Origin of the sequence: Kluyvera genomosp. 3, from assembly GCF_011765685.1 — a bacterium.
Taxonomy (GTDB): domain Bacteria; phylum Pseudomonadota; class Gammaproteobacteria; order Enterobacterales; family Enterobacteriaceae; genus Kluyvera; species Kluyvera georgiana_A.
Genome location: NZ_CP050321.1, coordinates 4,424,971 through 4,437,893, shown reverse-complemented (window position 1 = coordinate 4,437,893; position 12,923 = coordinate 4,424,971). Strand labels below are relative to the sequence as shown.

The 12,923-nt window shown below is 41.7% G+C and carries 9 protein-coding genes; 6 read left to right on the top strand and 3 right to left on the bottom strand.

Annotated features, from left to right (window positions below; all coding sequences use genetic code 11):
• Nucleotides 1-201 precede the first annotated feature (201 nt).
• On the top strand, nucleotides 202-999 hold the full coding sequence (locus tag GY169_RS20720; protein ID WP_163374914.1) for a hypothetical protein: 798 nt from the start codon (nucleotides 202-204) through the stop codon (nucleotides 997-999).
• A gap of 489 nt (nucleotides 1,000-1,488) precedes the next feature.
• Here GY169_RS20720 and GY169_RS20715 read toward each other — a convergent pair whose 3' ends face one another.
• Complete coding sequence (locus GY169_RS20715; RefSeq protein WP_167576994.1) at nucleotides 1,489-2,202, bottom strand: hypothetical protein; 714 nt, start codon at nucleotides 2,200-2,202, stop codon at nucleotides 1,489-1,491.
• A gap of 378 nt (nucleotides 2,203-2,580) precedes the next feature.
• Between GY169_RS20715 and GY169_RS20710 the strand changes: the two genes are divergently transcribed.
• Both GY169_RS20710 and GY169_RS20705 read left to right on the top strand, forming a co-directional pair.
• Nucleotides 2,581-4,335: an AAA family ATPase gene (locus GY169_RS20710; RefSeq protein WP_167576993.1), complete on the top strand. Its 1,755-nt coding sequence runs from the start codon at nucleotides 2,581-2,583 to the stop codon at nucleotides 4,333-4,335.
• A complete protein-coding gene (locus GY169_RS20705; RefSeq protein ID WP_223882127.1) occupies nucleotides 4,329-5,180 on the top strand; it encodes a hypothetical protein in 852 nt (283 codons plus the stop codon). Before GY169_RS20710 ends, GY169_RS20705 begins: the two co-directional genes overlap by 7 nt.
• A gap of 192 nt (nucleotides 5,181-5,372) precedes the next feature.
• Here GY169_RS20705 and GY169_RS20700 read toward each other — a convergent pair whose 3' ends face one another.
• Nucleotides 5,373-6,083, bottom strand: coding sequence for a TOPRIM nucleotidyl transferase/hydrolase domain-containing protein (locus tag GY169_RS20700; protein ID WP_223882126.1), 711 nt, complete (start codon nucleotides 6,081-6,083; stop codon nucleotides 5,373-5,375).
• A gap of 565 nt (nucleotides 6,084-6,648) precedes the next feature.
• Nucleotides 6,649-10,206, bottom strand: a complete 3,558-nt coding sequence (locus tag GY169_RS20695; protein WP_167576992.1) for a hypothetical protein — start codon at nucleotides 10,204-10,206, stop codon at nucleotides 6,649-6,651.
• A gap of 335 nt (nucleotides 10,207-10,541) precedes the next feature.
• Here GY169_RS20695 and GY169_RS20690 point away from each other — a divergent pair, with 335 nt between their 5' ends.
• The 3 genes from GY169_RS20690 (at nucleotide 10,542) to GY169_RS20680 (ending at nucleotide 12,891) form a co-directional block, all read left to right on the top strand.
• On the top strand, nucleotides 10,542-11,417 hold the full coding sequence (locus GY169_RS20690) for a GTPase family protein (RefSeq protein ID WP_167576991.1): 876 nt from the start codon (nucleotides 10,542-10,544) through the stop codon (nucleotides 11,415-11,417).
• A gap of 200 nt (nucleotides 11,418-11,617) precedes the next feature.
• Entirely contained in the window at nucleotides 11,618-12,322 is a 705-nt protein-coding gene (locus tag GY169_RS20685; protein ID WP_167576990.1) for a helix-turn-helix transcriptional regulator, read from the top strand.
• The gene (locus GY169_RS20680; protein WP_020839076.1) at nucleotides 12,322-12,891 is read left to right on the top strand and encodes a hypothetical protein; all 570 of its coding nucleotides are present in this window, start codon (nucleotides 12,322-12,324) and stop codon (nucleotides 12,889-12,891) included. The genes GY169_RS20685 and GY169_RS20680 overlap by 1 nt, the downstream gene beginning before the upstream one ends.
• Nucleotides 12,892-12,923 lie beyond the last annotated feature (32 nt).

Here is a 12,923-nt window from a genome sequence, read left to right as displayed (position 1 = left end):
TTAATTATACTAAAAACCCAAATGTTCGTTCCTGGTATCCAGGCTGTCCTGACAGCATCATATTCAGTATTTTTACGTGAGAGCATATTACTATGAATTGATAACGAAAGAGAAAGATCAAAAAAACAAACTTGTTGATAATTAGGGTTTTTAAGGTTAATTGTTATGCACTTTCCCAAAAATGCTTAATAGGTGATTGGCATGTCAGAACGAATTACTTTCAATGTAACCAATTCTGAGATTCTGCGTGTTGTTGATGAATACAGCAAAAAACAGAAGATCTCACGGTCGCAGGTTATTTCCACATTGCTGGATGCCACCGTTCCGGTACTGAAAGATATTAATCGTTATTATCAGCTTGCGGACGAACTTAAGGCCCGGCTACTGTCTGGTGTCTACCAGCAGGATTTGCCTCGCCGAAGAAATGTTGTGACTGCTGAAAAGTACTGCATGGAGATCTGGGAAAGTAAGCTCCAGGTTGGAAAAGGGTATGACTTTGACAGCGTCAATGGCAAGGTGCATGTTCGCGAACATAAACGACACTACCGTCGGGATAATGCAGTTGGCAGGGTCGAAAATCGACATATCAAAGAGCTCTGTCAGTTTATCCTGGAGAGGTCAGAACAGGATGCCCGTTACGCCTGTTTTATCTATACCGAAAGGATTATATTTGCTGATGCCGAGACCTCAGAACTCCCCTCATCGCCAGTCAAATTTGCGGCAGGTGACGCTGTGATTTTGCTGGCAAAAGATGTGGTTTTTAACGAGTTTTTCTTTGATATAGGTAAGGCGCTTTTTATCAATGTGGTTGATCTTATGTCATACGGTACAAGTGGTATCCCGGAGACGACAGGAGACCCACGAGTTCACTGCTGGGTGCCAATCCTGTTTAGTGGGAAAAATGCCGTGATAGTACCTGTGTACCTGATTGACCCTGCTACGGCCCCGACGTTAAGAAAACCAGACAACATCACAGTGGTCTACCAGGGCAAAAAGTAACGTTGATTCTTGTTCCTGCCATGCCATGCGTTTTCATCTATCCCGTGGCAACCTCAGACTCATCCAGGTTGAATTACCTTGTGCCGGTGAAAGTCAGTAATGTGATAAAAAATATATTGCGCTGCAGTGTAGACGCTCTGTCTGACATGAACCGGAGTTCCAAGCATAAGTATTGATATCTGATACGCACCAGCGCGTAAAGGCAGTTGGTGTGATCTGGATGTGGCGTAAAAAGATAGGTTTTTGTTGTACTCTGAATAGCCACGGATAATCTAAACACTTCCGGGTCGTTGATAATATTGATTTTCGTATTCTGTTGGTGGAGTATCCCAGGAAGGTGCAGAGCAAAACCTTGAGAAAACCGCAAAAAATGCGTTTTTTTGCACACAGCATCCCATTTTAATCTTTTATTCTGACCTTCCATAATGTCCGTTGTTGGCACAAAGTGGACATACGGACGCGAATGAAAGCAGTGTTCCCGCACTCTTATCATTTATATTGGGCGAGATTTTTAATAATACTTTTCCTCTCATTAAGGAGGCTTGCATACATTGATTCATCGAGCTTATTCTTGAGCTTAAAGCGAGATTTACGTATTGATAATTTAGATACACCATCACTTAATGCTGAAGCAACTAATTTTGTATCTTCTGCGTTTTTTAGGTTCGATAGTAGCGTTAGGATCATATCATTTAGATCAAGTAACTCGCTATTTATACGCGTAGGTGATAGTTCTTTACCATCTAATTGAGAGTTAATGGAATCAATTTTATTATTAATTCTCTCTATGGACCCAACGATTCCTTTTCTGGCTTCAATACGAAGGATTTCACTCTTGTTTCTAGAGTTTGTCTGGAAAAGCATTTCTGAGGATAACATTGATGACGCACGATACATATCAGAGGCCAACTGCTTCACACTTTCTCTAAAGCTTGAGTAATTTAATATTGCTGAACCGATCAATAAAATAATTGGACCATAAGCAGTTACCTTTGCTTTAATTGAACCTTCAGTAAATTTAATTTCAATTAAAACATCATCAGATAAAAAGAATTTTATTCTTTTGTCAGCAAAATCCTCTATTTCGTTTCTAATTAGTGATAACTTTTCTTTACGAATTACAGCACTTACCTGTTTCAACCATCCTGGCTCAACATGAACATATGACTCACATAATATGTTGCTGTTTATATAATCGGCCACAATTAGGTCCTTGATATATTATTTTATCATTAGGTTATTACCACTATTTTACATAAAAATCAACGAATTTTAAGTTAGAATATGGATTCCTTTTTCCTGACATAAGCTTAAGCGCTTCCTATTAACATGAAAATGCTTTCGAATATGTGATGGAAGCTGGATTAATGCCGTCCGCTTCTGGTACAAGGCGGACAGTTATGGGAGGCTCAGAGGATGTGGTCTGCTTTGAGCGAGGAACGGACATTTACATATTTGCTCCAGTGGCCAAATTTCGTGCACCACTACATGGTGACTAAGAAATCGACACGAACGATTCTAGATGATAAATAAAAGGAAAAGTAGTAATCCTCAACGACTGTCAATTAGAAAGAGGTTCATATGGACGTAATTTATGTAGGGAAGGATAGCGTAAAACGGGAGGCTATCCTTAAATCGCATCATACTGTCATCCTATTACTATACGACCGATGGGATGACTTCGATTACAAAACATCATTCCCAATATACTGTCAGATTGGTGGCAAAGAGGTTGAACTTCCAACTCTTAAGATTTTGATCAAAGATCAAATGATATCTTTCAGTTTTCTTGATGAACTTGTCTCAAAAGGATGGGATGGTGTATTCCCTATTAAAGATTTATCCTATGTTTCAAATCCGGAAGATATTACTTTTTATGAACTAATAGATGGGTACCTTGGTTTGGACGCTGCCACTAAGGTTGCAGAAATTCTCTGTGACGCGAGTTATATGGTTCATATTCTTGAAGATACCAATAGCTTAGAATTAGTTAACTCAGACGGGTTTAAGAAGTCGCTCCAACGTGAGCGTGGGTCTATTAAAGCATTTCTAGATGGATGGCGCTTTCTAAACAGGCAAGGGATTAGTATAGGCAACATGATCTTTCGCCTTCTAACATCTGCGGGAGATATCCAACCCTTGAATCTGAATTTTGCTACCGTTACGCCACTACCACATGATATTAATGTCCTGATTGGTCCCAATGGTATTGGAAAATCACAAGCTTTAATTCAGATTGTCGATGACTGGCTTAGACAAGTCCCGGGTGAAAAAAACAAAACAGGTTTCGAAGAAGAACCTAACATTAATCAGATTGTAGTAGTTTCTTACAGTCCATTTGAATTGTTCCCACTTGATAGTGAAGTTTCTGATAGAAAGAATGGTATTGAGCGAAAAGATCATGGCATTTATCGATACTTTGGCTTACGAACTTATGAAACAGGAAAGGATTCTAACGGAAAAGAATATAAAAAAATCCGTTTATCTCGACAATGGCCTCATCTTAATGCTGCTTATTCCTTGATATCATGTCTTGAGGATGATCGTAAATACGGTGCAATTAAGACTTGGTCCAATAAGATTATGACCCTTTATTCTGTACTCAAAATCGCAATTGATTTTGATGATATCGCCATTGGTGTTGCTGGTTTCAAAGATGAAGCTCAACTATTTGAAGATGGTGCATGGCTACTGGAGGATTCATACATCAAAGTCGATGAGATAATTGGTGGCAATGAGCAACCAGATGCATATATTCCTATTCGTCCATCCCGTATGGATGAACCTGATACAAAAAAATTACGTGAGTATCTCCATGCCCGTACCGGAATTGTTTTCCTTAAGGGTGGTTCACCTATTGAATTGAGTTCAGGTCAGCGACTGTTTTCCTACATGGTTACGAATATCTTAGGAGCAATGCGCCGAAACAGTCTCATATTAATTGATGAACCTGAACTATTCCTACACCCGACGCTTGAAATTGCATTCATCCAAATGTTGAAGAAAATCCTTAGTAACTATAGTTCCAAGGCCTTGCTGGCCACACATTCATTAGTAACTGTGCGTGAACTGCCCCGACACTGTGTACATGTTTTTGAACGCACTAATGATGGTCTATTTATCAACCATCCCCCTTTTGAAACTTTTGGTGGAGATATACAACGGATTTCGTCTTATGTATTCGGCGATAAATCTGTTTCTAAACCATTCGAGGCGTGGCTACTAGAAAAGTTGGAAGAGTACGGGTCTGCAAAAAAACTTATTGAAGCCTTAGGTAACAACATCAACGAAGAGATGTTGATTCAGATCCATGCAATGGCGGAGGATAAGTGGTGATACACCTTAACTACCCTCGTTTAGAGCTGAATGATCTTGAGTTACTTGAGCGCATTGTTGAAGAGCGCCAGAGGGGTAAACATCGAGCTTATTTTAACCGGATCAAAGAAGCATGGAGAATGCGGGTCCTTAAATATATTGAAATTGGTGGCAATTCAGAGTTTATTGAAGTTTGGGAAGAGATGAGTGATCCATCAGTTCATGGGCGATTCAAAAACCTATATCTATCCCCAGGGGAGCAATCTGTTCAGAAACCCCTTCTGGAAAATTTGCGAAATCGAGAGTTAGATTATTGCCCGGCATGCGGCGAAGATGGAACTCCTAATACTCTTGATCATTATTTGCCAAAAGATATTTTCCCTGAGTTTTCAGTCACATTAGTAAATCTTTTCCCAATGTGTGATATTTGCCAAGGTGCTAAGGGCGTTAAGATAAATGATGATGAAGGTAACCGATTTTTTATTCACCCTTACTTTGATGATTTTATAGAACAACAAGTGCTAGTTTTGGATATTCATGAACCATTTAATGCACCTACTTCAATTGAACTTTATCCACATCCTGATATTGACAGAGAGTTGCAAAAATTAATTTCGAGACATATAACGGAATTAGAAATACCTGCACGCTACAATCGTTATTTTAAAAGTAATTATTTACGATTACTGCGTCTCGTGGGGAAAATACGCCGTAAAGGTTTGAATGTAAGAGAGCAGTTGGAAAATTTTCGTGATATGGCTCTTGAAAAGTCAATTAACTCTTGGGGATATATTTTCTATGACGGCGTGCTACGTAATGAAAATCTAATGGAATATTTATCCAATGATGTATTACCTATGGTGTGAGTTGCATTATATTTTATAAAACAAAATTCAAGATATTCATCACGATTAAGTAGCTCAGTTGTTGGAACGTCTGCTTTAGGTACAGGGCGGACGTTCTGACTGTGCAGAACCTCCGTTGTGAGCGAAAATAGGATGTTGCGATAATATCGACCAAATGTGGAAAGAGCTGCTTATGAAAATTTATAGTATTTTTTACAAATTGAAATCTACATCTTCAGGATGCTTTATTGGATTTTTGTTTCGAATATCAATAATTACTTTGGCTAATTCATTATAGGTTTCAGGGATCTGAGATACTGAAAACATCATGTTTTCAGCTAGTTTTATTTTATTTATAGAATTAGAAGGCCCACCATTGGAGGCAATGAATTGTGCTAATTGAGATAACCATGGCTCAGTTGGATTAAATTTTTTTTCAAAATCATTGCGTTTTGATAAAAAGGAACTAGCTATAACATTTTGCTGAAAGCAAGCATCTATAAAGCAATCTTTAGGAAAGCTTTCTTCAAATGTTCCGCCTAAAGAACCATCATTATAAGAAACTACAGGGCTAAATGGTATTTTAAAGTATGTTATCAATGGGCTATTTATTTTCTTTATTTTTTTTCCTTCATGATCATCATCATATGTTACTATTATTGGTCGATCATGGCTCAATGTTTTATGTAGAAGTCTTATGGCGTGTTTTAAGTTACCAATTCCATTGTAATTTGCAATTACAATACCAAACTTATCAAAATCTATACCACAGCCTTCAAGTAAGTGTTGAAAAGCAAGTTCTTCAGACTCACCTTCAACAAAAATGTAAATACATTGTTTTTTTGCTTCATTCTGCATTACTTTTTCGAAGACAAGTGCATTTAACATTTCTTCGTATTGGATGTCCTCGATTGTTGTTCCCACTAACTACCCCCTCTGAGAGTTAACTCCACAAGCTATTGATAACCGAAAATACGGCGGGAAATTTATCCTACAGAGCCTAAACATTACCATGCCTTTAATCAATTAATATCTGAATTGATCAACAGACTAAAGCATTCGCAACGTCCGCTCCTGGCACTAAGCGGGCAAGCTAACAAAACTGCAGGTCCGCTGTGAGCGATCTACGGACATTGCTAACAGTGACCTGCTCAACATTAACTACTACAGGCATCAATGGTGTAAAAAATAGTTTGAATGGGCAGCTTGGAAGGAGGGAGTCGAATTTCGGGGGGCAGTACAGTTAGCATTCCTGTTAAAAACTGTCCTTCCAAGTCCAATTACTCTGAACCCGTTTACTTACCTTTTGTTGGCGATGGATGTGAAAGCTGCATGACTCCTGGAATGGGAGATGCGAATATACGCTCGTTCTATCAGCTGAGGGGCAGCACGCCCTGAAACGAGTCCGGCTTCCCCAAAAGCCAGCACATGGTTAATGTATGGTAAATCTGAGCTAATGCCAAAAAACAGTGACATTAGCTGCACATTCTTATTTGGCCTCAATTTTTTTTGGTGCTTTTCTTCTTTTTGTTGCGGCAGCAGTTTTTGCTGCACGCTTTTGCCTTTGCTGTCCCATATTCAGTATCAAAAACACTACCTGAAAGATTTCAAAATCTCCCCTGTAGGACGCAATAAACCCAGGCGGGCGAGAATCAGTATGGGGTATATCTTCGAGACCCATAAAATTAAAACCATCAGGAGAATGTTCTTTGGCGCTGGTTTTCAGAAATTCCAAAATACCAGTTTTATCTTCAATGTAAGCGTAGGTTATATGGAACATAACCCTGCTATGCGTGTATCCCAGTAATTTCTGAAAATGGCTAAGCAAATCAGCTTTTTGAGTATCTTGGGTCAAAGGTTTACTACAAATAACAGCTTCAATGACGGACAGCTCGGTGTTTCCCCAGCTAATAGTCAAATCCCGTTCTCCGGGGTTGAGATTACCACTGTATCCGCCACGTGATTGTTCTGTAACGGTCCAGCCTAAAAACTCAAGCCGGCCGGATAAAAAATGCCTGAATAAAGCGGATAAATCATCCTCACAACCATCTACTGTTATTTGCTTCATTGTTGGAACTAATGCTATAAGCGAGCCAGAAGCTGCTCTTACGTGATCAACTAAAACCTCAGCAAAGGAGTTCTTCTTCTGCTTTAAGATCTCCGCTTTGTTATCAGGATTCATATCTTTAAATTTCAAAATTGCAGAAGAAACCACTTTAATAATATCTTCCGTAAGAATGACTTGAGGCAAAGAAAGCGCTACAGAGCCCTTGGCTATATAATTTCTGGCAGCCGCCAATACGCCAGTGATACCAAAAATATGTTCTGCCGTATCAAGCGCTGCGTTTGCTTCTAGGAGTCTGCCAAGTCTGTAATAGGATACTGCCTTATATGCTGAAGCAGTATCCTGCAGCATAATGAATTGAAAGCCAGATAGAATATTAAGTGCTTTCTCTGTCTCACCGAGTACTAGGTGTAGCAGGGCTGTGTTACACTTTAATGTCTCATTGTTATTATCTTCCGTTACTTTGGATAACATTGCTTCCAGCTTAGAAACTGCGGCCACTCCTGCGCTGTAAGCTTCTCCTGTAAGTAGCTCGAATGTGTCGCCTTGAATTAATATTTGCAGTTCTGCTGCAAGCCAGTTTGTCACCCGTGAAATCGAAGGCTGTTTATTAAACAACCTTTCGAATTCATTGCGAGAAAATATCGGATTGGGTGTATCACAAGATAGGAATGCGAGCGCGCGAAAGTGAGCCAAAACGTCGCTTGCCTCATCTTTTTCATGCGGGGTGATGTCTGCGGGTATCGGGTGGTTAATTATTTTCTCCCATTCTTTCTTTAAAAACATCAATCGGAGATCGTACTGCAAACGAAGTATTTCTCTGCCTCTTACTTTCCCCAGTGTTTTTAAATTTCGTTCAGATTTCATATAAGCTTCTGCGGCTGTAACAGCACCGGCTGTAAGCAGTTCATCTATCCTCGACTGCATATCTGTCAGGGAATAAATCTCACCTGCATCTTCAGGTGTTAATTCATTGATTCTTTCAGTTATCTTACTCCGCAAGGAGAAAGGAACAATTGGAAGTAATGTTGCTAACATACTAGGTTCATCAGTTTCACATATTGCGTTAACCAGATAATTCTGCTGCTCAGCGTTAATCAGGTGTAACGCAATCGAAAGATCAAAAGCCATAGTTATATATGAGGGTGAAGATATATAACGATCAAAACGCGGGGAAAAAGCATCTATTCGTCCTTTTTCTTTATGTAATAAAGCTCCAGATTTTACATATTTTATCAATGAGTTAACTATTTGCGTTTTAGACTGAGCATCAGATTTCGAAAGCGCTCTGCATAAAATACGAATATGAGTTCTGAGTGAATGTGCAATTTTATCTACTTCAGAGTATATATTATCGTCTTCGCTTATTTTTTTTATAAGAGCAGTGACATCAAATGGATACAGAAAAGCTTCATATGTGTCTTCGCTTGACTTTAATATTTTATGAAGAGCGTTAGCTTCGTCGCTCCCTATCCTGTGAACAGATCTTCCGATTGTATCTTTCAGCAATGAATCCGAGTAAAGTTTGAGAATTTTTCCCGCATCTATTTTTTCCTCAAGCTGCCCCGTGGAGCATAAATCCAGCAGCGTGGCGAATTCCGGAGAATAAATACCTGCTATTTCATGATGTTCCAAAAGATGCGAAATCATAGCAAATATGATATTCCTGTCTAACTGACTTAATGCTTTTCTAAAATTTATTATGGTTAAGTCTACTGTTTTCAGGTTATCAATATATTTTTCACTGTTGTTACCTATCAACCAGTTGTAAAGGTCAGCCATCTCTGAGGGTGGAGTACTGCCGAGTGATACGTGCCTTGTCAGAATGCTTAATGCATCATCAATACACGCTTCACGAGCGTGCTGCAAATCAGTCTCAACGAGTTTGCGATCCCATGCTCCAGTGTGTATTGGCCATTTTGCGATGAGCAAATAAGCTAAAGCTGAGCTCGGCGGGTAGAACAAAATATCAACCAATAGGGCGGGCATGTTTTTCGCCTGAAGCAACATTGAAAACAGCATTTCACAGTATTCGGCAGACATATCTATTAGAGGTTCAATTAAATAATGAGGGACTTTGCAGTGGATATCATTGTTTATCTGAAGTAATAACAGATGCATTAAATTATGCATTTCTCCATAAGTATCAAACGATTCCCAAAAGTAACCTTCCACTTCTCTGGACTCTGACCAGATAGCTTTTCCGACCAGCGTCGAGGGAGGTGTTTTAACATGGTAATAAACAGGGTGCGACGTGAGTTCTTTAAGTAATGTATATTCACGTTCCAGAACTTCTATGCAGTTATCCCATCGTGTAAACCCTTTTTCTTGCTTAAGTTCTGCAAGGATAGTCTGGATGAGTGTCTGAGCATCTTGTTTACGCCAAGCAATGCTGGATACAACCGGAGGGTTATCTAATAAACTCCAAAGTGAAAGCCATTTTTTCAATGCATCAGCATTGTTCTGAGACTGGTTAAGCGTAATTTCCCATAATCTTGCGGCTACCCACGCGGGAGAAAGGCAGCTAAAGTTGCCATGATCAAATACTTGAGTCTTTTCGTTTTCTCCATCTGCATCCGCGACGATGGTATACGTTTTTTTGCCAAGACTGAGGAGCAGTGATTTTATGGCTGAATATTTATCATCCTTAACGCTATAGATGTTTTTTCTGATATTTCCGATATTCCGTAACTTGCCCCATACTAACTTGACCCAGCCTTGACTAATCAATTCGTCAAACGAAATATCAATATGTTGTGGCTGTTTAGTGTTTTCGTAGTCTGATTTCGAAGTGATTAAATATGCATTATCTTTTATGTCCGTTTTAGACAGATAATCCACTGCCAGAATATCATCTACCAGATTCTCTTCGTTGATTTCTCGTGAATGTGTATTTGTTACAGTCAGATTAGATGTAAACCTAGTACGTAATATCTTTCGTGTCTCATAGGGTGAATATTCATAACTGCTAAACTTAGACATTTATTTGTCCTTGACTGAGTTTTAATTGTTTTGCATTTGACATATGCAATAAATATCGTCTATTAACATGATAATACTCCATTTACAAGGCGAGTCTATCTGAGTTTCAAATTTTGATTTGCTGTATTGACCTGCTCCCCATTGATCCATATAGACTATTATTAACTACTTCCGCTTCTGGCACTAAACGGATATCGTTCAGTCCTATACTGCACAAGGTCATTTACGTGTTAATCTAAAATTCTAAATAATTTCAGACAGATATTATCTCCGTGAATCACCCGCATCCTTTACCGGATCGCGGGGCCTGTTATTTTTCACGCTGAGATCTTTGTATGCAAAAGTTGGACGGCCTTAAGGCCTTTGAGCAACCCTTGGCTTCACTGCCCCATACTCTTCGCTGTCTTATTCTTAAACGCCTTCGTAGTCTCACACAGTACGAGCCGGTTATTGGCATTATGGGCAAAAGTGGGGCAGGCAAATCGTCTCTCTGCAATGCCCTGTTCCAGGGAGAAGTCACGTCGGTCAGCGATGTGGAGGCCTGCACCCGCGATGTGCTGCGCTTCAGGCTCCGCAATGGCAATCACAGCCTGATGATTGTTGATTTACCTGGTGTGGGTGAAAGCGAGCAACGCGATGAAGAATACACTGCACTGTATCGCCGCATCCTACCCGAACTGGATTTAGTTTTATGGGTCATCAAGGCTGATGATCGGGCACTGTCAGTGGATGAACACTTCTATCGCAAGGTGATGCTGGCGTATCAGTACCGGGTTTTGTTCGTGGTTAATCAGGTCGACAAGGCCGAACCCTGTCATGAATGGTGTACCACCGATAGCACGCCTTCACCTGCTCAGCAGTTAACGATTGAGACTAAGAGAATCGCGATGCAGCAGTTGTTCCTGCCGCACCATCCTGTCTGTGTGGTGTCAGCCCGCACAGGGTGGGGCGTGGAAACCCTTGTCGATACTATGATGCATAGTCTGCCTGACCGGGCCACCAGTCCACTGACAACACAACTGCATGGAAGGCTCTGCACCGAGCCGGTAAAAAAGCAGGCACGTGAGCGCTTTGGTCATGCAGTTGATGAAATGATTGGCAATGTTGAGTCATCATCTTTTCTGCCAGCGCCTGTAAGGGCTGTGATTCGAACCGTGCGGGAAGCCGTGGTGACCGTTGCCCGTGCCGTCTGGGACTGGATTTTCTTCTGAAAAACCGCGTATAGCGGACACTTCCTGTCCTTTTCGTGCTCAATTAATGAGCGATTAATGCACCTTCAACGCGTAAAGGCGCATTACAGCTGTAATCCTCGCACTGAAAAAATACGCCTTCCCATGTCCATACCCTGTCCGACCCCTTCGTTACACTAATCACTTAATTTTCAGGCTGTTAACGGGATGGAGAAAATCTAATGTCCCAGACTGAGCGTCGCCATGAGCGGCTGGCGGTTCGGCTGTCCCTCATTATCAGCCGCCTTGTTGCTGGCGAAACACTGGATATGGGCCTTCTTGCCGCAGAGTTTGGTGTATCGCTCCGTACCCTCCGCCGGGATTTTCGTGAGCGACTGATGTACCTGGACCTGGAATATCGCGACGGCACCTGTCGTCTGCTTTCAGGTAGCCATCAGCGCGAACTGGCGGTGCTGACTTTTGCTCGTCAGTCAGGTGTGGAGGCCTTGTTTCCTGACATGGATAACCACATGGTCAGCTCACTGCTGAGTGGGCCCGGTGAGTCTCCGTGCCTCATATGGGCAGAATCGGAGTCATTGTCGCCGCCCAGGCCAGGCATATTCACACGCCTTGTCAGGGCTATATCAGAGCATCGTCGCGTGACACTGCTGGCTGAAGGTTGTCGCTGTTCAGGGCTTGCACCATACCGCCTCGTACTCTGTGGCGGGCACTGGTATCTGACTGGAGAGCATCATCATCGCGTGGCAGTGTTTCCGCTAAACGATATCCATGCAGTTACCTTGCACCCGGAACTGTTCGTGCCTGACCTTCAGATTCGCAATGTTCTCGCCGAACCGGAATTCCTCAGAGCTCTTCCCCATTTTCACGTTTTTCACTCACTGCTCGCCAGAACCGGCGACTGTCTTTTACCTCATAAGGAATCATGATGAAAAAATTACTGGCTACAACGGCGCTGGCCGTCAGTCTCTGCGCTGGCACTGTCTTTCCGGCGTCTGCTGAAACTGTCGTGGGTACCGTCAAATTCTGGCAGTACATGCAGGCAGATGGCTGGAAATCGGCCGATGGCATGGATAACGACACGCTAAACAATACGCTCTATCAGGCCAGTGTCATTGGCAATTACCCCTGGACTAAACAATTTCTGCTGCGTCAGCGGGGAGGTGGAGCTTATTTTCTCGCCGATAAAAAAACGCATACCGTGCGCAAGCTGAATCTGAAACCTGCCAGCGGTTATTACTCCGACCTGACATCGGTCTATCAGGGCGAAGACCAGGGGAAAGGGTGTTATTTCACTATCATCGACACCCAGTATCAACTGGAGCTGGCTGACGAACCTCACAGCAACCAGGTACTTGCTGCATTCCCGGAAAACTGTGTCAACAAACGGCAGCAGGCGGCCCTGGCGGCGAAGCGTTCTGCCTCAGAGCAGAAACTGCAGCAGTGGGTAGCCCAACAGAGTCTGGCTGAGTTGTGCCGACGAACTGGCAACTGCTGAAGCAACGGAACGGACGAATAATAAGGAATCTG